This window comes from Stagnihabitans lacustris, from assembly GCF_025950525.1.
In the GTDB taxonomy this organism is placed as follows: Bacteria; Pseudomonadota; Alphaproteobacteria; order Rhodobacterales; family Rhodobacteraceae; genus Stagnihabitans.
The window spans coordinates 382,136-403,098 of sequence record NZ_JAPDGS010000001.1; the positions used below are offsets into that span (position 1 = coordinate 382,136).

General features: G+C 67.9%; 19 protein-coding genes. 3 read left to right on the top strand and 16 right to left on the bottom strand.

Going from position 1 to position 20,963, the window contains the following annotated elements:
• Positions 1-49: 49 nt before the first annotated feature.
• The 9 genes from NX862_RS01905 to NX862_RS01945 form a co-directional block, all read right to left on the bottom strand.
• On the bottom strand, positions 50-928 hold the full coding sequence (locus tag NX862_RS01905) for a branched-chain amino acid ABC transporter permease (protein ID WP_264492178.1): 879 nt from the start codon (positions 926-928) through the stop codon (positions 50-52).
• Entirely contained in the window at positions 925-1,758 is an 834-nt protein-coding gene (locus NX862_RS01910) for a branched-chain amino acid ABC transporter permease (protein ID WP_264492179.1), read from the bottom strand. The genes NX862_RS01905 and NX862_RS01910 overlap by 4 nt, the downstream gene beginning before the upstream one ends.
• Entirely contained in the window at positions 1,755-2,357 is a 603-nt protein-coding gene (locus tag NX862_RS01915; RefSeq protein ID WP_264492180.1) for an ATP-binding cassette domain-containing protein, read from the bottom strand. Before NX862_RS01915 ends, NX862_RS01910 begins: the two co-directional genes overlap by 4 nt.
• Positions 2,350-3,015, bottom strand: a complete 666-nt coding sequence (locus tag NX862_RS01920; RefSeq protein ID WP_264492181.1) for an ABC transporter ATP-binding protein — start codon at positions 3,013-3,015, stop codon at positions 2,350-2,352. The genes NX862_RS01915 and NX862_RS01920 overlap by 8 nt, the downstream gene beginning before the upstream one ends.
• Positions 3,012-4,277 (bottom strand): ABC transporter substrate-binding protein, encoded by a 1,266-nt coding sequence (locus NX862_RS01925; protein ID WP_264492182.1) that lies wholly within the window; start codon positions 4,275-4,277, stop codon positions 3,012-3,014. The genes NX862_RS01920 and NX862_RS01925 overlap by 4 nt, the downstream gene beginning before the upstream one ends.
• Positions 4,278-4,352: 75 nt before the next feature.
• On the bottom strand, positions 4,353-5,297 hold the full coding sequence (locus NX862_RS01930) for a helix-turn-helix transcriptional regulator (protein ID WP_264492183.1): 945 nt from the start codon (positions 5,295-5,297) through the stop codon (positions 4,353-4,355).
• An 87-nt stretch (positions 5,298-5,384) separates the two neighbouring features.
• Complete coding sequence (locus tag NX862_RS01935) at positions 5,385-5,918, bottom strand: hypothetical protein (RefSeq protein ID WP_264492184.1); 534 nt, start codon at positions 5,916-5,918, stop codon at positions 5,385-5,387.
• A 183-nt stretch (positions 5,919-6,101) separates the two neighbouring features.
• Positions 6,102-6,941: a DUF481 domain-containing protein gene (locus NX862_RS01940; RefSeq protein WP_264492185.1), complete on the bottom strand. Its 840-nt coding sequence runs from the start codon at positions 6,939-6,941 to the stop codon at positions 6,102-6,104.
• A 241-nt stretch (positions 6,942-7,182) separates the two neighbouring features.
• On the bottom strand, positions 7,183-15,195 hold the full coding sequence (locus NX862_RS01945) for a glycoside hydrolase family 94 protein (protein ID WP_264492186.1): 8,013 nt from the start codon (positions 15,193-15,195) through the stop codon (positions 7,183-7,185).
• Positions 15,196-15,503: 308 nt separating this feature from the next.
• Between NX862_RS01945 and NX862_RS01950 the strand changes: the two genes are divergently transcribed.
• Positions 15,504-16,103: a sigma-70 family RNA polymerase sigma factor gene (locus tag NX862_RS01950; RefSeq protein WP_264492187.1), complete on the top strand. Its 600-nt coding sequence runs from the start codon at positions 15,504-15,506 to the stop codon at positions 16,101-16,103.
• Positions 16,104-16,113: 10 nt separating this feature from the next.
• On the opposite strand, the gene NX862_RS01955 is transcribed toward NX862_RS01950, so the two are convergent.
• Positions 16,114-16,278, bottom strand: a complete 165-nt coding sequence (locus NX862_RS01955) for a DUF3309 family protein (protein WP_264492188.1) — start codon at positions 16,276-16,278, stop codon at positions 16,114-16,116.
• Positions 16,279-16,838: 560 nt separating this feature from the next.
• On the opposite strand from NX862_RS01955, the gene NX862_RS01960 reads away from it, so the two are divergent.
• Positions 16,839-17,336, top strand: coding sequence for a hypothetical protein (locus NX862_RS01960; protein WP_264492189.1), 498 nt, complete (start codon positions 16,839-16,841; stop codon positions 17,334-17,336).
• A 126-nt stretch (positions 17,337-17,462) separates the two neighbouring features.
• On the opposite strand, the gene NX862_RS01965 is transcribed toward NX862_RS01960, so the two are convergent.
• The 5 genes from NX862_RS01965 to NX862_RS01985 all read right to left on the bottom strand — a co-directional run bounded on the left by NX862_RS01965 (position 17,463) and on the right by NX862_RS01985 (position 19,372).
• Positions 17,463-17,642 (bottom strand): hypothetical protein, encoded by a 180-nt coding sequence (locus tag NX862_RS01965; protein WP_264492190.1) that lies wholly within the window; start codon positions 17,640-17,642, stop codon positions 17,463-17,465.
• Positions 17,643-17,651: 9 nt separating this feature from the next.
• Entirely contained in the window at positions 17,652-17,948 is a 297-nt protein-coding gene (locus NX862_RS01970; RefSeq protein ID WP_264492191.1) for a PRC-barrel domain containing protein, read from the bottom strand.
• A gap of 302 nt (positions 17,949-18,250) precedes the next feature.
• Positions 18,251-18,511 carry a hypothetical protein gene (locus NX862_RS01975; RefSeq protein ID WP_264492192.1) on the bottom strand — a complete coding sequence of 87 codons (261 nt, stop codon included), beginning with the start codon at positions 18,509-18,511 and terminating at the stop codon, positions 18,251-18,253.
• A gap of 5 nt (positions 18,512-18,516) precedes the next feature.
• The gene (locus NX862_RS01980) at positions 18,517-18,816 is read right to left on the bottom strand and encodes a glycine zipper domain-containing protein (protein ID WP_264492193.1); all 300 of its coding nucleotides are present in this window, start codon (positions 18,814-18,816) and stop codon (positions 18,517-18,519) included.
• Between the two features lie 175 nt (positions 18,817-18,991).
• Positions 18,992-19,372, bottom strand: a complete 381-nt coding sequence (locus NX862_RS01985; protein ID WP_264492194.1) for a hypothetical protein — start codon at positions 19,370-19,372, stop codon at positions 18,992-18,994.
• 45 nt (positions 19,373-19,417) lie between these two features.
• On the opposite strand from NX862_RS01985, the gene NX862_RS01990 reads away from it, so the two are divergent.
• Complete coding sequence (locus tag NX862_RS01990; RefSeq protein ID WP_264492195.1) at positions 19,418-20,056, top strand: YiaD family glycine zipper/OmpA-like lipoprotein; 639 nt, start codon at positions 19,418-19,420, stop codon at positions 20,054-20,056.
• Here the strand turns inward: NX862_RS01990 and NX862_RS01995 are convergent.
• Positions 20,053-20,802 (bottom strand): Crp/Fnr family transcriptional regulator, encoded by a 750-nt coding sequence (locus tag NX862_RS01995; RefSeq protein ID WP_264492196.1) that lies wholly within the window; start codon positions 20,800-20,802, stop codon positions 20,053-20,055. The two genes, NX862_RS01990 and NX862_RS01995, sit on opposite strands and share 4 nt — an antisense overlap.
• Between the last annotated feature and the right edge of the window lie 161 nt (positions 20,803-20,963).

A 20,963-nucleotide genomic window follows, 5' to 3' on the forward strand; every position in this document is an offset into this window, starting at 1 on the left:
AACAAATGTTAAGTGTGGGCGGATTTCGCGGCCAAGACCGGCCGTGAAATCAGCGCAGGTTCAGATATCCGGCAAGGCCCTTGGGGGCATATAGCGTCACAAGGATGGCCAGCACGCCAAGGCCGGCAAAAGCGGCTCCGGGGGCAAAGGACAGGGTCTCGCGCAGGATGGCCCAAAGGGCGATGCCCAGGACCGGCCCCCAGGCGCGGCCAAGCCCGCCGATCAAGACGACGAAGACCACCGTCGCCAACCGCGTCATGTCGAAGGCGGCAGAGGGGGTGATGAACAGTGTGGTCAAAAAGCCCAAGGCCCCCGCCGCCCCCGCGACCGTGGCCGAAGCCGCAAAGACCGCGACCCGCAGCGGGCCAGCGGCAAGGCCCATGGCGCGGGCCGCGACCTCGTCGTCACGCAGCGCCCGCAGGTGCAGGGCGAAGCCGCCCAGACCGCGCGCGAGGGCGAAACTGACCAGCAGGGCCAGGCCCAGGGCCAGCCAGAAGGCCACCGGCCCCATCCATGCGCGGTTCAAGGCGCGCGCGGCGCGCAACGGCAGGCCGGAACTGCCTCCGAAAACATCCAGGCGCGCGATCGCAAGGCGCAGGGCCTCGGCCAGGGCCCAAAGCCCGACGGCAAAGCCGGGGCCGCGCAGGCGCAGGACCAGGGGCGACACCAAGACCCCCGCCAGGCCCGCGATCAGGCCCGCCAGCGGCAGCGCGGCCCAAGGGTGGATGCCGCCCGCCGACAGGACAAAAAGCGCATATCCGCCAATGGCATAAAAGGCGTGATGGCCCAGCGACAGCATCCCCGCAGGCCCCGCGACCATGTTCCAGGACTGCGCAAAGGCCAGCAGGATCAAAAGCTCTGTCCCCCGGGCCAGCAGGCCCCCGGACAGGATCAGCGGCGCCAGGGCCAAGAGGAAAAGGACCCTCATCGCGGGGCCCCCTCGGGACGCAGCAACAGGACCGCCACCAACAGAAGATGGCCGTAAAGCAGCCCCGCCCCCGGGTCGAGGCGAAAGCTGACCGCATGGATCAGACCCAGCGCCAGGGCCCCGGCAAAGTTGGCCCAAAGCCGCCCCATCCCGCCGATCACCGCGACCTGAAAGGCGATCAACAGCCGCTCGCCGCCGGCAAAGGGCGTGACCGCGCCCCGCAGCGCCAGCGCGATCCCCGCCACCGCGGCCAGCGCCACCGACAGCCCCATGACCCAGGACCGCACGCGACCCGCATCGGCACCAAAAAGCGCAACCGCACGGGCGTTTTCGGCCGTGGCACGGATGACGCGGCCGCGGTCGCTGTGGTGCAGCAGGCCCCAGGTGGCCGCGAAAAGCCCCACCGCCAGCCCCAACGTCGCCAGCGGCACCAGGCCCAACGACAGGCCGCCCAGCGACACGGCGGCGGTGGAAGCCTGGGTCTGCAAGCCCCGCGCACCCGGGCCAAAGGCTTGTTCCAGCAGGGTTTGCACCACGACCGACAGGCCAAAGCTGACCAGCATCGGCCGCATCGGATCGCCCATCACGCGGTCCAGAAGCCAGCGTTGCAGCGCCCAGCCCAGACCAAAGGCCAGCACCGGAACCAGCGCCAGCACGACCCACAACGGCAGGTGATCGGACAGGGCCAGGGCCGCGAAGGCGCCCGCTATCGCAAGATCTCCATGCGCCAGTTGCGCCACCCGCATGACGCCGAAACACAACGACAGCCCAAGGCCGAACAGCGCGTAAAGCCCGCCCAGAAGGAGGCCATTGGCCAGGGTCTCGGTCATGCGGCCTCCAGGTTCAGGCTTCGGTGGCGGCCGTTGGGCAGGGCGCCCGCCACGATCAGCGCCATGCCCTCAGAGGCCAGCACGTCCAGAACCTGATGGATCTGACCGGCAACCAGGGGCGACAGGCCGGTCGTCACCTCGTCCACCAGCAAAAGCGCGGGGTTGGCCAAAAGCGCGCGCCCCAGCGTCAGCATCTGTGCCTGACCACCCGAGATGCGCGCGGCAGGCCGGTGGCCCAGGGTGCGCAGGTCGGGGAACAGCGCCCAGACCCGCTTTGGCGTCCAGGGGCCGGGGCGGGCCAGGCGAGCGCCCAGGGCCAGGTTCTCGGCCACAGTCAGGGTGGCGAAAATCCCGCCCTCGGCGCAAAGCGCGATCCCGGCGCGGGCGCGGGCGGCGGCATCCAGCGTCAGCAGGTCGCGGGCCTGAAAGCGCATCGCTTCGGCCTTGGTGGGCGCCAGGCCCGCAATGCCGCGCAACAGCGTCGACTTGCCGACGCCGCGCGGGCCGGTCAGCGCCAGGCACTCCCCCGCGGTGAGGGTCAAGTTCAGGCCCGTCAGGGCTCCGGCGGTCAAGCCCTTGATGTGCAAGACTTCACCCAAGATAGATCTCCTGCACCAGGGGATCGGCTGCGACCAGGCCGGGCAGCCCCTCGACCCGTTTGCGCCCGTGGTCCAGCAGCATCAGCCGGTCACAGACCGCGCAAAGGTCGGATATCGCATGTTCGACCCAGATCACCGCCAGGTCCGGCCGCCGCAGCCCGGCAATCAGGGTGATCATCGCCTGACGCTCTGACCCCGACAGCCCGCCCAGAACCTCGTCCAAAAGCAGGACCTTGGGCCGCAGCGCCAGGGCCTTGGCCAGCTCCAGTCGCCTTGCATCGGCCAGGCCCAAATCGGCGCCCAGCCGGTGGCGCAGGTCATAAAGCCCCAGCGGACGCAGCAGCGCAGTCCCGCCCACCAGCGCCAGGTGGTCGCTGACCGTCAGGCTGGCAAAGGGGCGCGGCGCCTGAAAGGCCCGGGCGATCCCGGCGCGCACGCGGGCCACCAGCCCCAGGCCCGTCACGTCGCGCCCTTGTAACAGGATGCGCCCACCCTGCGCCCGCAGAGTCCCGGCCAACAGGTCAAAGAGCGTGCTTTTGCCCGCGCCATTCGGGCCGATCAGGCCCAACCACTCTCCGCCCTTGACCGCAAAGGACAGGTCATCGACCACAAGCCGACCGTCATGACGGCGCGACAGATGCGCGACCTGCAGCATCATGGAACCGGCAGGGCAAGGGTCTCGCCGTCCGGGGTCAGGCCGGGGGCGAAATGGGTTTCGGTGATGTGCAGGTCATAGGCAAAGCGCTTGGCCCTGCGCCATTGCCCGCCCGCCACGGCGGTTTGCGCGACATTCGGGATGGGCGAGCCCGCCCAATCCACCCGCCCGACGACCGTATCCAGCGTCATCCCGGCAATCGCCGCCCGCACCGCCGCCCGGTCCTTTGGCGCGCCCGAGGCCTTCAGGGCCGCGATCCCGGTTTCAAACAGGGCATGGGAATAGCCCAGCGTCTGCAGCCACTGCCGCCCCGTGTCTGCCTCATAGGCCCGCGCCAGCTCTGCCGCGCTTTGCCCGGTCAGCGACGACCGCCAGGGCATCTGCGGCGACCACCAGACCTCGGTTGTCATGCCCTCGCCGCGGGCGCCAAGCGCCTCGATGGCCGAGGGGAACAGGAAGGCCGCCGCAAAGCTTGCCACCTTGGGGTGATAGCCCGCTTGCCCCGCCTGAGCCCAAAAGCTGGCCCAATGGGTCGCAAAGCCAAAGCCGGTGACGATGTCGGCCCCGGCCTGCTGGAACTGGCTGACCTGGGCTGCAAAGTCGGTCGTGTCGATCTGGTATAGCCCGCCCGGCGTCCGCCGATAGCCCGCCCCGGCCATCAGGGCAGGCAGGCCAAGCGCAGGGTCCGAAAAGGCCCGCCCCGCCGCGTTGTCGAAGTAGAAATCCCCCACCTGGCGGTTTGTGGCCACCTGATCCCACATCCGGACAAAGGTCCCAAGCGCCGCGTCCACGCCCCAGAAAAAGGTGAAGGACCAGGGAAACCCAGCCTCTGGCGTCGCGCCGCGGCCGTAGACCCAGGCCTGCCAGGGGCCCATGGTGCTGATGGCCGGTATCCCTGCCATATCCGACATCTCGCCGGTGACGATCGAGGCATCCAGGTCCTGCACCAAAAGCAGATCGACATTCTCGCGCAGGATCAGATCTGCCCCCACCTCGGACGAGCGGTTGGGGTTGCTTTCGTTGTCGCGGGACAGGATCTCGACCTCATGGGTCACGCCCCCCACGGTCAACCCCGCCGCCAAAAGCCCGCGCACCTGGGTCAGCATCCAGGGGTCCGCGGTCCCGAATTCGGCCCGCGGGCCTGAAAGCGCGCTGATATAGCCGATGCGAACCCGCCGGCTTTCCGCCCGCACCAGCCCGGGGGCGGCCAGAAGCCCCCCTGTCGCAAGCGCTTTGGTCAACAGGGTGCGGCGGGTGAACGACATCTGTGGCTCTTTGTCATGGGGACCAGGGAGCCATTGATGACAAGAAAGCCAAGCCCATAAAATAGTAGGTTCCTACTAGGATGGGGCCGATAACCGCTGCGTCAATTCCATTTTGCCACGCACGCCGGTCTTGCGGTAAATGCTGGAAATCTGATTGCGCACGGTATGGGGCGACACATTCAACCGCAGCGCGATATCCGCCATCGTCAGGCCGGTCAGGTAAAGTTCGGCCACCCTGGTTTCCTGCGGGGCCAGCCGGTCCCACAGGCCCGGGCGCGATTGCCGGATCAGCACGAGGTCACTGCCATAGGGCGCCGAGGTCAGGGAAATCGCCGCCCCGCTCCAGCGCGCCTGACCCATGGCCAGGGCGGTCAGCACCGATTTCAGCCGGCGCGGCGACAGCGGCTCGGAGGCCAGGGCCGCGCGAAAGCCGCGCGTCGCCCGCACGATCTGCGCCGCGCCATCCACCAAAGCCGCCTCTCCGCCCAAGGGGGTCAGCCGCCGCATCTCGCCGCGCAGGGCCAGCGACAGGCTTTGTTCCAGATGCCGGATGATGATGCGGAAATCGGCGATTTCCTCGGCCGAGAAGTCCGGCCCGGCAAAGCGGTACAGCGACATGAAGAAGTTGTAGCTTGACCCCTCGCTAAGCCGGCAATGGGCGTTCATCGTGGATTTCAGGCCGAATTCCGCGGCAAAGTCGCGCCACTCGGGGCGGATCAAGGCCTGATGGCTGGAAATCGCCATCGAAAAGACCGGCAGGTTGCGGCCATGGCGGATGAAAGGGTCCACGGCCAGGACCGGACGCACGGCCTCTTCGAAGTGGCCGGGCAGGCCCTGGGTGACAGAGCGCACAAGGTTGATCTGCCCGCCCGAGAAGTTCGACCACCCCCACCAGGCCGCGTCAAAGGGCGTGATGTCACGCAGGGCATCGGCCATCTGGGCCTGGTGATCGGCTGCGGCCTTGTCCATCGCGCTGGTCGTCAGGCGCAAGACAAGGTCGCTCAGGTCTGCCGTCTGCATCGCGCCTCCATCTTGCGCCGCCGGTTTCGGGTCAACCGGCTGCGCAAGACGTCGAACGGTTCGGACGGCGCGGTCAAGGGCTTTCGCTTATCCCGCCAGGGCCTTGCGGCGGCGGCGCGCCACCACGCCGGCCAGCCCCATCATCGGCGCCAACAGCAGACCGGCCGCGGGCAGCGGCACGGCGACCGGATCGGTGCGGAACGACAAGGTGATGCCGACGTCATCCGAAATCCCGTCCTGGAAATAGATCGAAAAGACCGAGCCCATCAGGAAGGTCCCACCCGTCAGGAAGCCGATTCCGGCCGCGGCCGTGCCATCCGACGAGACCGGGTTGAAAAACCCGGTCGGCGGCAAGGTCAGGCCAAAGCGGATGTCGCGCAAATCGGCTTCGGTGTTGTTTCCGGTGCCCGACAACGAGAAGGCGTCGATCATCAGATCCTCGAGCGCGGTAAAGCGGAACTCCAGCGTGTCACCGGGCCGGATGACCTCGGCGCCGGTGAAGGTCTGGTTGGCGGTCAGGGCGTTCAGCCGCAGAATGGTGGCGGCCTGGGAACAGACCGGAAAGAAGATCGCCGTGGCGGTGGCCGTGGCGAGGAGAAAAGCTTTACCATGTGACAACATGTCAAGATCCTTGGTGAAGGGGGACGACCAGTGCAAAACTCTCTGGTCTTTGCCACTTTGGCCAAAGCCATGGCGATGCGTGCTAACCTGGGACAGGGTGGGGCGCCTTGGGTGGCCTTTGGGTCAAATGACTTTGGCCCGCATCGCTGCGGGCCAAATGATTTCGCGTCAGGGGACCTGCGGTCAGAAGCCGAAGACGACCGACACGCCCAGCTTGTTGTCCGACTGGATCGCCCGCGCATCGTTGTATTTGGTCAGATAGCTGATGCGGGTCGACATCATGTCGCTCATCTTGAAGTTGACGCCGAAGTCGTTGTTCAGCCGCAAGGCCGAGTCGGTCTTCAGCGCGTCCATGTCATCGGACAGAAAGATGTTCTCGTTGATCGCATAAAAGAACCGCGACGAGGCGATGACACCCATTTCCGTCGTGGAATCGCCGGTGCCATCCTCCAGATAGCTTTGCCCGACGCCGGCCTGGATGCGCCAGGTCATCTGTTCCGTATTCACCACCCGGTAGCCCGGACCAAAGCCCAGGAAGGCATCGGTTGCGGTCTCGGTCGCCAGGGTCGCCAGGCCATTGGTCTCGGCGCGGCCCAAAGCGAACAGATAGAGGCTGTCGTTCAGGTAGTAATTCGCGTCATAGACGAAAAAGACATCCTGCTTCGACTTGACCGAGGCCGTGTCAGCGTAATCGACCGCGAAGGCGATGGTCTGGACCATCTGGCCTTGGGCAAAGCGCATCCGGGCGCCCAAGGAGAAGTCCTGCGTCTCGTTGTTGCCGCTTTGCCCGGAATAGCCCAGCGAGGCGCTGCCCGACAGGCCGGGGCGGAACTCGGGATTGCCAAAGCGGCTGGCATCCTGACCGCGCGCGATGTCCTTTTCGGCCGCCGTTTGCAGGTCGTCGATGCGGTCGTTCAGCGGCGCGATGCCGGTCGTGTCCGGGGTGACATAGGGGGTTTGGGCGGCCGCAATGCCTGCAAACGCGGCGAAGGCGGCGGCAAGGGGAAGGGTCTTGACGGTCATGCTGTGATCCTTTGGGACGTCAGGGCGGGATTGCCTGTCCGACATGACAGAACGCGCAAGCGGGTTGCGGGTTGCATGGCGGCAGGGATTGGCGCGGCGCCCTGAAATTCAGCACGCTGCACCTGAACAGTTTGTGCTTTCCTTTCCGTAGCTTGGTGATCCTGCCCCCCGGCAGGGCCCCGGTTTTGGTGACATATCGGCCACGAAACCTGGGGTTGAGCGCGCCAGCCCTTGAAACCGGTCAAGGCGCCTGTACCCCCAGATGCAGGACCAATTCCCCGCTGAGATCGGCCAGCGCCACCCTGACCGCGCCATCATTGGCCAGGTCATGCCCGTTCAGCTGGGCAAAGGTCAGCGCCCCGCCGTGGTTCAGGATCGTGACCAGACAGGGCGCGGGTCCCAGGCTCAGGCGCAGCGTGACCTTGGGCCAATGCGCGGGCAGGCAGGGCTTCAGTCGCAGCATGGGCCCCTCACGCGTCAGGCCCAGGATGCCCTCGACCCCCGCGCGCAGCATCCAGGCGGCAGAGCCGGTATACCAGGTCCAGCCGCCCCGCCCCTGTTGGCCGGGCGCGTCATAAACGTCGGCGGCCACGACATAGGGTTCGACGCGATAGCGCGCGGCGGCCTGCGGCGTCAGGGCGTGATTGACCGGGTTCAGCAGGGCGAAAAGCGCCGCAGCGCGCTCGCCCTCGCCTTGGTGCGCTTCGGCCAGCACGGCCCAAAGGGCGGCATGGGTGTATTGCCCGCCATTCTCGCGCAGGCCGGGGGGATAGGCCTTGATATAGCCGGGATCCGCCGCGCCCTTGTCAAAGGGCGGGGTGAACAGCAACAGCCGGTCATCCTTGATCAGCCTTTCGCGCAGGGACTGCATGGCTTGGGCCGCGCGGTCGGGCCGGGCCGCGTCCGACAGGACGGCCCAGGTTTGCGCCAAGGAGTCGATGTGACATTCCTCGGACTCTGCCGCCCCCAGCGGGCTGCCGTCGTCATAGGTCCCGCGGCGATACCAGGCGCCGTCCCACGCGGTCGCCTCGATGGCCTTGGTCAGCCGGTCGGCCTGATCCAGCCAGTCGGCGGCTCGGTCGGGCACATGGGGCGCCATGGCGCGCAGGGTCTGGATCAACAGCCAACCCAGCCAAACCGAGGTGCCGCGGCCCCCCGCGCCCACCCGGTTCATCCCGTCGTTCCAATCCCCGGTGCCGATCAGCGGCAAGCCGTTTTCGCCGCGCAAGGCCAGCGCCATGTCCAACCCCCGTGCGGCATGGTCGCGCAAGGTGCCCTCTCCGGCGATTTCGGGCGTATAGAAGGCGTCGGCCTCATGCAGGGGCAAGGGGGGCCCGGTGACAAAGGGGACGACCTGATCCAGCACCAAAGCATCGCCCGACACCCGGATGTAATCGGCGAGACAATGGCCCAGCCAGACCCGGTCGTCGGAAATATGCGTCCGCACGCCCTGGCCGGAATGGGGCAGCCACCAATGCTGCACATCGCCTTCGGGGAACTGGCGACCGGCCGCGCGGAGCAGTTGCGCCCGCGTCAGGTCGGGGCGCAGGGCCGTCAGCGCCATGGTGTCTTGCAGCTGATCGCGGAACCCATAGGCGCCGCTGGCCTGATAGAACCCCGCCCGCGCCCAGACCCGACAGGCCAGCGTCTGATACAAAAGCCAGCCGTTCAGCATGATATCCATGGCGCGGTCGGGGGTTTCGACCTGAACCTGACCCAGAAGCTTTTCCCAGAAGGCCACGACCGGGGCCACACCCGGGTCATGACGTGTCCGCAGGATCAGGGCGCGGGCCTCGTCTGCCCCCGCCGCCTGACCCAGCGCAAAGACCAGATCCACCGTGGCGCCGGGTTCCAGCACCAGGCGCCGGGCCAGCGCCGCGCAGGGGTCAAGCCCCGCCCCCACCCGCCCCGAGAACCCCGACAGCCGCGCGGGCCGCGCCATATCGCCCCGGCGTCCGATGACCTCGGCCCGGTCGCAGGTCAGGCTATCGACCCCCGCGCCGAAATCGGCAAAGGCCACGACGCCGGGAAAAGCCACCGACCGCGGGTTGCGCGCCAGAACCGCACCCGTGGTGTCGACCTCTGTCACCACAGGACCGCCACCCAGAACCCAGGCGACATAGGCCGTCACGCACAGATGCCGGCGCCGGCCCGTGGTGTTGTGCAAGGTCAGCCGCGTGATCTTTACCGGGTCGGTCAGTGGCACATATTGCAGCATATGCGTCCTGATCCCGCCCGCCTCGTGCTGGAACTCGGTCCGGCCAAAGCCGTGGCGGGCGATATAGCTGCCCTGCCCCCTGATCGGCAGGGCGGTGGGGGTCCAGACCTGACCGGTGTCCAGGTCGGTCAGGTAAAAGGCCTCGCCCGCAGGGTCACTGACCGCATCGTTGGACCAGGGCGTCAACGGGTTCTCGCGCGCGTTTTGCGCCCAGGTAAAGCCGCTGCCCTCGGACGAGACCTGAAAGCCGAAGCCCTGGTTCGCGATGACGTTGATCCAGGGGGCGGGCGTGGTCTGGCCGCCCTTCAGGTGGGTGACATAGGTCCGCCCCTGATCGGCGAACCCGCCGGTGCCGTTCCAGAACTCCAGCCCCGGGTCGGGCAAAAGCGTCGGCGGCGGGAGGGGGGCCAGGGGCGGGGCCGCCACGGGCGGCGCGGTCAAAAGATCCAGCTGCGCCCCGATGCCACCGCGCGCCGCCACCAGCACGACACTGGCCGCCCCCAGCAGAGCCTGACGCAACTGCGGCGTGATCAGATCGGCGCGCAGCAGGTGAACCAGACCCCCGGCGCGGCGGGCCGATTGGTCCAGAAGGCTTTGCAGATCCTGCACATAGGACGAGGCCCTTTCGTTCAGGATCACCACATCGACCTTCAAAAGCCGCGCCTGCCAGTATTCGGCGGCGGCCAGGACCTCGGCCACTTGCGGCAGTTCCTCGGTCTCGGCGATCTGGACCAGAAGGATCGGCCGGTCCCCCGATATCCCCAAGGCCCAAAGGTCGGATTGCGGCCCCATCGCGGCCCGCGACCGCAGGCGGGGATCGCCCCGGATCACCATACCGCCCAGCCGCTGAAACTCCGCCGCCTTGGCCGGGGTCAGGCCCAGGTGGCGCAGTTCGACCCGCGATTGCGTCCAGGACAGCGTCATGGCGCGCCCAAAGGCCGAAGGGTCGGAATGACGCTCGACGCTTTCCAACAGCGCCTGCGGAGAGCCTGCGACCAAGGTCCAGAAGGTGACACGCGCCCGCCCGCCCCCGGGGATCAACAGCCTGCGGCGCAGGGCAAAGACCGGGTCCAGCACGGTGCCGGTGGTGTTCGACAAGGGCTGATCCAGCGTCACCTGCGACAGGTCGCGCCCCCGGCCGATGAAACGCTCCCGCGCGGTTTCCCATTGCAGGGGGGCGGTCTCCTCGCCCTCGACCACGGCGATATGGGCGGCCCAGACCTCGGGGTCGGTGGGCGTCCGCCTGCGCCTTGTGGCAATCAGGACCCCCCAGTCCGGCAGGACATCGGTCACAACGAACAGCTTGGAAAAGGCCGGATGCGCGGTATCGGCCGCAGCACCACCAAGGATCAGTTCGGCATAAGAGGTCACGTCGATTTCGCGCGCATGGCGGCCGGTGTTGGTCAGTGTCACCCGCCGCGCCTCGCCGTCGTCTTCGGGCGAGATCACGACCTCGGTCCGCGTGGTCAAGATCCGGGTGCGGTGGGTAAAGACCGCATGATGGGGCGAAAAGACCGCCTGCACCGGGCTGCCCAAGGGCTGCGCCGTGGCCGACCACAGCCCGCCCGACTGCACATCGCGCAAAAAGATGAAACTGCCGGCCCGCGCCTGGGTCGGATCGGCGCGCCAGCGCGTGACGGCCAGGTCGCCCCAGGACGACCCCCCCGCGCCCGAGGGCGTCAGAACGACCCCGTAGCGCCCATTGGACAGAAGATGCGCCGTGGCGGGTTCGGCTTGCGGATCGGCAAAGACGCGCAGGACCTCGGGCGCGGCCTGAACCTCGGCGCCACTCAGCGCCTCCCGCGCGCGGGGCGGGGCAAGCGAGACATCGCGGGCGACCGGTTCTTGCAGCAGGCTTTCGACCGATTGCACGCGCGGATCGGCATGGAAATCGCGCGGGATCAGCCCGCCGGTCACGACATTGGCCAGAGCCACGATGGTCATGCCCTGATGATGGGCCATGAAACTTTGGACCACGGCGCGGCTGGCGCCTTCGGGCAGGCGCGAGGGCGTGAAGTCGACCGCCTCGTAAAAGCCGAACCGCCCCTCGGCGCCAAAGGCGCGCAGGTGGTCGAAATTGGCCAAAGCCGCGCGCGGGTCGATCATCGCGGCCAGCGCCGTGGCATAGGGCGCGATCACCCGGTTTTCGCCCAAGCCCCGTTTCAGCCCCAGCCCCGGCACGCCGAAGTTCGAATATTGATAGGTCATCTCCAGGTCGCGGGCGTTATAGGCGCTTTCCGAAATCCCCCAGGGCAGGCCAAGCGCCGTGGCATAGGCCTCTTGCCGGGCGACGATGCGGCGGTGGGTCTGATCCAGGATCGAACCCTCGGGCGATTGCAGCACCAGGGCCGGCATCAGATATTCAAACATCGACCCCGACCACGAGATCAACCCCGAGCCCGCGCCCAAAGGCGTCGCAGCCCGTCCCAGCTGGAACCAATGGCGGGCCGGGGCGTCGCCCTTCGAGATGGCAAACAGGCTTGCCAACTGCGCCTCAGAGGCCAGAAGGTCATAGGCATTGGCATCCAGCGCGTTGACGTCGACGCGAAAGCCTATGGAAAGCAAGGGTTTGTCGGGATGCATCAGGAAGGCGAAATCCATGTCCTCGGCCAGGTTGCGGGCCAGCAGGGCCAGGGCGCGGGCGGTCTCGGGCGGGGTGGGCGTGGCCAACTGGCTGGCGTGGGTCGCCTGCAGCGCCAGGACCCAGCGCCGCGCCTCGGGCGGCAGGTCGGTCGCCAAAAGCGCCGCCAGACGGGCGGGATGGGCGGCGGCGGCCTCTAGTGCGGCGCGCAAGTCGGGGGCGGCCTGCACCGCCAGGGCCAGCGCATCGGCCAGGCCTGCCGGATCGGGCGCCATCGGATGCTGCCAGCGCAGGCAGGCGCCCGCCACCGCCACCAGATGCCCGGCCAGGTTGCCGCTGTCGACGGTCGACACATAGGGCGGGTCCAGCACGCGCAGGTCCTGCGTGTCGTGCCAGTTGTAAAGATGCCCGCGAAAGCGCGGCATCTTTTGCACGGTGGCCAGGGTGGCCGCGATCCGCGCCAGACCCTCGGCCTGACCGATCCAACCCATGTCCACCGCCGCCACGACCGACAAAAGATACAGCCCGATATTGGTCGGCGAGGTCCTTTGCGCCACGACGGGCACCGGGGTCTCTTGCATGTTGTCGGGCGGCAGGTGATGGGTCGCCTCGGTCACATGGGTCTCGAAATAGGCCCAACTGCGCCGCGCGATCCGGCGCAGGGCGCGGGTGTCGCCGCCCGCCAGCCGCCGCGGCGACGAGGTCCGGCCCAGCCGCCAGGCCAGCGCGGGCGCAAGGACCCACAACAGGCCCAGCGTCAGCGCCTGGGGCTGCGCCATCACGGCCAAGGCCCCCAACGCGATCCCGGGCAGGCCCAGGCGGTAATGGCGCGCCAGGCTTGGCAGGCCCGCGCCCACCGATTGCGCCGCCGTGGTCCATTCCAGCAGATGCCGCCCCGAGCCCAGCCGCCACAGGCTGCGCAAGATCGCATCCAGCCGCGCCGCCGCCGTATCAGGCAACAGCGCCACGGTCAGCGCGAATTGCGCCAAGGCGGCGCCGGTGTCGCGCCCCAAGGCCTGCAGATGGCTGCGCGAGGTCACGCCCGCCCGCCCCGGCAGCACCGCCAAGGGCAGGCCCGCGACAAAGGGCACCGCCATCAGCGCCAGAACCGCAGGCGCGGCCCCCAGCGCCACAGCGGCCAACGCCACGGGCGCCATCAGCGACCGGCGCAAGTTGTCCACCATCTTCCAGCGGTTCAGCCCGGAGATCCCCTGACCGCGCAGGCCAAGTATCCACGGCAGCATCTGCCAATCCCCCCGCGTCCAGCGGTGTTGGCGCCGCGCGTCGACGTCATGGCGCGTCGGATAGGCCTCGATCACCTGAATGTCGCTGGCCAGCCCCGCCCGGGCAAAGGCGCCTTCAAACAGGTCATGGCTGAGCAAGGTGTTCTCTGGCACCCGGTCTTTCAGGGCCCCGGCAAAGGCGTCGACGTCATAGATCCCCTTGCCGGTGAAAGAGCCCTCGTGGAACAGGTCCTGCCAGATGTCGGACCGCGCCGCCGCATAGGGCTGCATCCCGCCAGCCGCCCCGGTGATGCGCTGCCACGGAGAGCCCGCGCCGCGGTTCGGCATCAACGCCGTCACATGGGGTTGCAAGATGCCATAGCCCGAAACGACCCGGCCCAAGGCATCGGCTTGGGCTGCGTTCAACGGATGGGCCATCTTGCCCACCATCCGGCGCAGGGCGTCGCGCGGCAGCTGCGTATCGGCGTCCAGCGTCACGACAAAGCGCACACCCTGCGGCACATCGCAGGGCATGAAGCTGGTGTCGGTGGCACCGCGCAACAGCGCGTTCAGCTCGGTCAGCTTGCCGCGCTTGCGCTCCCAGCCCATCCAGACGCCCTCGGCAGGGTTCCAGCGCCTTTCGCGGTGAAACAGGCGAAAGTGGTCGCCGTGCCGCGCGTTCAGGGCGGCAATGCCGGCCGTGGCCTCGGCGATCAGGGCGCGGTCGGTTTGGGTGGTCTGCGTGTCCGCATCCGGCCCATCGGTCAAAAGCGCGAAATGCACCGCGCCACGGATCGAGGACAGGTGATGCACCTCCAGCCGGCCCAACAGTTCGGTCAGGTCCTGCGGGCCGGTCAAAAGCACCGGCATGACGACCAGGGTCCGGCAGGTCTCGGGGATGCCCTGTTTCAGCGACAGGCCCGGAAGGCGGCGCGGGGCAACCAGGCGCCCGATGCCAAGGTTGACCAGCGCAAGCCCCGCATCCACGGCGATAAAGGCCAGAAGCGCGGGGGTCAAAAGCGTGGGGGCCAATAGCGCAGGTGCCGACTGCGTCAGCGCCAGAACCCCGCCCGAAGTCAGGGCCACCGCCGCCAGATAGGCGCCAAGACCGGGGCGCAAGGCCACCGGCAGGCCCCGCCGGCCTCCCAAGGCGCGGGCAAAGTCGCGGCGTCCCGGGCCGATCAGCACGGCGCCCGGATCGCAACCCAGTTCTGCCGCGCGCGTCAGGGCGGCTTCGGTCACGTCCATCTCGGGGCGGCGAGTGGCGCGGGCCAGGGACTCGATCGCGCTGCGATAGGCGTTGCGGGTGGCGAAATCCATCTGGGCGTGCAAGGGCGTCGACCGCAAACGGGCCTCGATCAGGCTCAGGTCTTCGAAGACATCGGCCCAGTCCATCTCGGCCATCCGCCGCATCGAGGTGACGATATTGCGCATCGTCACATTCGCGGCCCCTTGGCGGCTTTGCGTCGCCTGAACCACGGTGTCGATGCTGGAGCCTTGGGCGCGCAGAGTCTGGACCAGCCAGGCGGCCAAGGGGGTCTCGTCGGGGTCCATGCCGCGCAGGCGTTTCGCGATCTGGGCGGCCATGTGGTCGGGCAGGACCATGGGGCCGGGCATGGTGCCTTGGGCCACCGCCTCGACCAGGGCATCGCCCGCGGCACGGTGGCGGGCGCCCTCGCCCACCTGCACCGCAAGGCGGCGCATATTCTCGACCAGAACGATGCGCAACGAGATGGCAAGCGCCCAAAGCTCGCCGATGGTCAGGGGTTGAACCTGTTGATATTCCGCGACGAAATGCAGCAGAAGGGGGGCGGCCAAAAGGCTGTCGGTATGGGCCACGCAGGCCCAGGCCAGGCCCAGGATGCGGGGATATCCGGCAAGAAAGCCCTCGGTCAGCTTGGGCAGGTGGCGGTAATAGCCCGGCGGAAGATCGTCGCGAACCTGCGCGATCTGGGCCTCGACGATGTGGATATTGTCCAAAAGCCATTCGGCGGCGGGGGTGATCGTGCGGCCCGTCTCGACCGCCTGAACCGCATCGCGGTAGGCGGCCAGAAGCGCCTTGGCGTTGTCCTCCAGCCGCGCCCGCAGGTTGGGCACCCGGGTGCCGCGCCCGACCTTCTGGGCCGCAGCCAGCGACCTTGCATGATGGGCCAGCCGTTCGGAGCCGAAGATCTCGGCGCGGATCGGGTTCGGGTCGGCCCAAAGCTCGGCCCCGGCGCCGGGTCGGCTCATGCTTGCGGGCCGGGAGCAGGGGGCTTGGGAGCGGGGGGTTGCGGCGGCCTTGGGGGCGTTTCGGCCGCCTGAAGGGGCGCGCAGGGGGTCACGCGGCGGATCATCTCGGCCCAGCGGGCGCAGGTCACGTCCCAGGTCATGGCTTTTCCTTTCGGCTTGTGGTGCGCCCTAACGCGCCAGACCGGGCGGGAGTTCCCTGGTCCGCACAATAAGCCGTGCCCCGTCCATCATGGATCAGCCCGGGCCGCGCGGTGGGGTGGCAGGGTGAAGGCCTCCCCTCCCTCCCCGGGGGACCCCGAAAGGACGCCATGGGCCAATCTTCAGCCGTGATCCCCGCCCGCTTGCCGATCCATGCCCTGCGGCCAAGCCAGGCCGCGTCGCTTGCGACAGAGATGCTGACCCATATCCCCGCCCTGCGGTCCTTTGCGCTGCAGCTGTGCCGCAACCCCGATCAGGCCGATGACCTGGTCCAGGACGCGCTGTGCCGCGCGCTGGGCCACCTGGACAGCTTTACCCCCGGCACACGGTTGCGCAGCTGGCTGTTCACCATCCTGCGCAACGGATTCTACTCTGGCCTGCGCAAAAGCCGCCGCGAGGTCGCCGACCCCGAGGGCCTGTTGGCCGCCCGCCTGGCCGTGGCGCCCGCCCATGACGGAGCCCTTGCCATGGCGCAGTTCCTGCGGGTCTTTGCCGCGCTGTCGGTCGAACATCGCCAGGTTCTGACATTGGTCGGCGCGATGGGGCTGACCTATGACGAGGCGGCCATGGCCACGCGGCTGAAGCCCGGGACGGTCAAGAGCCGGGTCAGCCGGGCGCGGGCGATGCTGGGAGAAAACCCCTGGCCGCAGGCTGATGGCGCGACGATCTTTGTCCTGAACCAGGCCAGCGCCGCGCCCTCAAGGCGTTAGAACCGCGCCGTTACAGCCGACCTGTCACCAGCAGGACCAGGACGACGATCAGGATGACGCCGATGACGCCGACCCCGCCATGGCCATAGCCATAACCATAGCCGCCGAACCTGCCGCTGAAGCCTCCCAACAACGAGATGATCAGCACGATAAGCAAAAGATATCCAAGAGACATGGGGAGCCTTTCCAAAGCCCGGGCCAAATTGGGCGGCCCGTCCCGGCCAGTCTGACGCGCCCCCGCACGCCGCGCACTGATCCAGGTGAGCCCCCGACGCCGTGGGGGTGCGGCGCGCGGCGCTCTGGCTGTGCCGCGCTTCTGGGGGCAGCATTTCTGGGGACTGCGCTTCTGGGGACCGCGTTTCCGGTCACGGCGGGCCGCTTGTCAGCGCTGTCGGGCGGTCTCCGACAGGGCTGCGACTTTTTCGGCGCGACACCCAAACAAAGCCGGGCTCCAATGCCGAGTGCCATCCAAGATCGGGGGGGCATCCAAGATCGGGAGGGTCGAGCCATCCCGCCCCGCCCCCGGATGCCCCGCCGTTGGTCCGACCGCCGCGTCGGCACGCCGCAGCGGTCGCGCTGACTTTGCCCCGGGAGCGCGGCGCTGATGCTGACACAGGTCAGCCCCAAGCCCTGCGACGCGGTCCAAGGTGACACAGGCGCCCGCCACAAAGGTGCGGCGCGATCTGGAGATCTGACATGCAACCTTTCCCCCGACCCCCCTTGTCCCGCCAGCCCTTGCCCCGCCGGATTGTGTCGCGCCTGATCCTGCCCGCGCTTTTGATCGGCCTGGCTCTTCCGGCCATGGCCCGTGTCGACAAGATCGCCGGCATCGACGTGACCTTTGACCCCTCTGCCGTGACCAATGCGGCGGCGGCCAAGCGGTTCACCCATATCGCCGATGACCTCAAGAACGCGATTGCGGGTCTTGTGGCCGACCGGCTGGGCGACGAGGGCGCGCGCATCGGCATCGACATCTCGGAGGTCGAGTTGTCCAACAGCTTTACCGAGGCGACCGGGGCCGCCGATACCCGGCTGGAAGGCATCGTGGCGATCACCGATGCCCAGGACAATTCCAACTTTGCCGCCTATGTGCTGACGGTGAACATCGACCAGGCCCGCGGCTTTCTGCCCGAGACGGTCGACATGACGACCCTGACCGCCAGCGGGGATGCCTATTACCAGGCGATGATCATGGCCTTTGCCCGGTCGGTCGTGGACCGGCTTGACCTTTAGGCCCGCCACCAGGCCCCATGTGCCAAGAAGGCCGCCCTGCGGGGCGGCCTTCTCTTGGTGATCGGTGCGGGGAAAAGACCGAACGGCAAAATGCGCAACAGGGCACCGAACGCCAATCTCGATGGATCAGGACTTGCGGCCTGCAGCCCCCTTGGACCCGGTCTTGGAGCCGGTCTTGGCGCCCGGATGGCCCGCGGCCGAGGATTTGGGTTCAGGATGCAGCGCGGCCATCACGCCCGTCTTGTCGGTCGAGGCCTTGGGGGCGGGGGTCTTGAGGCTGGGGGTCTTCTTGGGGGCTTTGGTCATGACGCTCTCCTAGTGGCGATGTTCGGGAAGCGCATGAACCTGCGCCTTGGTCAGGCTGGTCAGCCCATGCACCTTGCCGTCGTCATCGCGCATGAAGGTCATGTCGCGGGTGTCCATCTGCACCGACTTGGCGCCGATGCCCAGAAAACCGCCGACCTCGACGACGACCTTGGACTCCGGCCCCATGCCATGGACATGGGTGACTTGGCCGATCCGGTGATCCTCGTCGCCAAAGATGCGGGCGCCTTGCAGCGTCTCGGGGGTGAAGTCGATCGCATCAAGGACAACATTGCTTGCGTGATCCATCGGGGTCTCCTGCGGTTGGGGCAAATCGCTCTGCCCTGGGTATGGGGGCCTGGGTATGGGGGCCGGGGTAGGGGGCGCGGGTAGGGGGCCGGGGTATGGGAGCTGTCAGACCAGGGCGGCCTTGACCTGGGCCATCTTATCCCTGGGGCCGGGGGAGCCGTCTGGGCTGCGGTGGGCCTGGGAACTGGGCATGACGTTCTCCTTGAACGAGGGCCTGCGACCACTGGATTTGGGCCAATGGATTGGATCGGCGCCCCTGGGGCAATCATCGCAGGGCATTGGCTGCCCTGCGCTGACCCTGGTTAGCGCCGCCGCAAGATCCCGCGCAGGGCAAGCACGGCCAAAAGCGTGACCAGCTCGGCGCCCGCAGGTCTTGGCGTGGGACGGGGCTGCAAGGCCTGGACCAGGGCCACCACCGCAAGGCAAAGCCCGCCCAACAGCGCAAAGGCCGCCACCGGCCCGATCAACCGGGACAGGCCAAGCAGCAGCGCCACGGCGATCAGACCCGCCCCAAGGCTTGCCAAGGCCGCCAGCGCCAGCGCCCGACCGATCCGCCCTTGCATCGGCGCTATTTCCGCGCCAGGGCGCCCAGCAACAGCCCGACCCCCGTCGCCAGACCCAGCGCCACATAGGGATTTGCCGCCACCGCCCGCTCGATCGCCATATCCGCGTCATGGCCCTTGCCGCCCAGATAGCGGGCGGCGTCGGTCACGCTGGCCTCGACATCCTGCACCACGGCCTTGCCACTCCCCAGCGCCGCCTTCTGCACCGCTTCGGCCAGGTGCACGAGGTCGCCGCGCAACGCCGACATCTGCGCCACCAGCGCCTCGTAGTCGGCCGCGGTCTTGGTCATGGGATCTTGTGCCATGGAAGGCTCCTTTCAACTGCCACGCGCCTGATGGCGGGGCCTTTTCATCCTGCGCCGGACGGAAGGCCCCGCGCACTAACACCGGTCAGTGGGGCATCCGGCGCGCGGGCCAAATGCTCACCGCCCGCCCTGGCAGGACCAGAGCGGGCGGGGCGGTCCAGCATCGGAGAGGGAATCAGCCGATGCGGATGGGCAATGGATTGTGCGCCTGGGACGCCCGTTTCTCGGCGTTGCGGCGTCTTTCGCGGGACCTTTCAACGGCCAGAAACTGACCGAGGGAGGCGGGAACCTCGCCGCCCAGGGCCGGGATTTCCACATCGAAGGGGACAAAGGCCAGTTGGCCGCTGTCCTTGGCCATCAGGGCGCGGCGGCGATTGAATTTCGCCGCAAGCGATGGGGCCGCAAAGGTTGGGGGCGATGGCTTCATGGCGTCTTTCCGGAACATGAGCCACCTTGCCACGACAGGCGACGGGCCGGGCTGATCAAGGTTAGGCCGGGCCACGATCTTTGCGTCCGGCTGATGCAGATCAGGACGACCGAGGCCGGGGCGGCGCATGCAGGGTCTCGCCCCAGGCCCTGCGGCGCAAAGGAAAGCCCCATCATGACCCTCTTTCGCCCCGTCCTTCCCTGCCTGATCCTGGGCCTTGCCCTTGCGGGCTGCACCGACCCCTATGGCAACCCCAACCGCCCGGCCAATGGCGCGCTGATCGGAGGCGCCACGGGGGCGGTTCTGGGCGGTGCGGTGGGCCATGGCACCCGCGGCGCGCTGATCGGCGGCGCTTTGGGCGCGGCGGTCGGCGGCGCCATCGGCACCGACCTTGCCCGTCAGGAGGCCGAGTTGAACGCAGGCCTTGGCGGATCGGGCATCCGCGTTGTCAACACCGGCAGCGCGCTGCAAATGACCCTGCCCGAGGACGTTACCTTTGCCACCGGGTCCTCAGCCGTCAACACCGGCTTTCGCCCCGCGCTGCAAAGCCTGGCCGACAGCCTGACGCGTTACCCGAATTCGACCGTTGTTGTTGCGGGCCATACCGACACCGTGGGCGGCGCGGCCTATAACCGCCAGCTGTCGCAGGACCGCGCCCTGGCCGTGGCACAGATCCTTGTGGCTTATGGTGTCAGCGCCGGGCGGATCACGGCGGCGGGCTATGGCTATGACCAGCCCATCGCGTCGAATGGCTCTGCCGCGGGCCGGGCGCAAAACCGTCGCGTCGAAATCGTGATCACCCCCACCCGCTAGATCAACAGCGGGCCGTCATGGTCGAGGTAAGCGCGGTCAAAGCTCGCTGCCTCGACCAGGCCGTCGTAATCGTCGAATGTGACCTGGCCCTTTTGAAAGGTCACAAGCCCCTCTTCGCGCAGCTCGCGCAGGACGCGGTTGACATGGACCGCGCTTAACCCCAGCGCATCGGCCAGCAGATATTGCGACAGGGGGCAGGCAAAGCCCTTTCGGTCGGCCATGCCCACCAGCCGCAGCCTTGCGTTCAGCTCCAGCAGGAAATGCGCCATCCGCTCGGCCGCCGACCTGCGGCCCAGGTCGACCAGGTGTTCGACCACCATCGCCTCGTCGCGCGACGCCGCCCAAAGCACCGCCGCCGCCAACCGGGGCGTCGAGGCAAACACCGACAAAAGGTCGCGCTGCGTGACCTCCGAGGCCTGGACCGGGGTGATCGGTTCCACATTGTGATCCGAGGTGCGAAACAGCACCGAGCGCAGGCCCAGAAAGTCGCCGGGCAGTTGGAAATCGACGATTTGCCGCGTGCCGCCGGGCAGGATCTTGTAGGAACAGGCCCAGCCCGAGGCCAGGACAAAGGCCACCTGATCGGTCTGGCCCTGATAGATCATCTCGGAGCCTACGGCGAACTTGCGCCGCCTGCGGTGCAGGTCGGACACCGCCAGCAGGTCAGCGGGCGCCAGGCGCACGAAGGCTGACAGTTTGCGGGCCAGGGGACTGTCCTGCAACGTCAGGATCGCGGGGTCGGTCATGGCCTATCCTTCGGGGTCAGACACTTCTGCTTGCCCTGTCACTTTCATCACATGCGCGGGCGGGATGCTGATCCAAATCAGCCCGGGGGATGAATTTCCTGCGACCATGACGCAAGGCGCCCGCAAATCGCCCGGCGCCAGGCCGCATCGCGGCAGAAAGT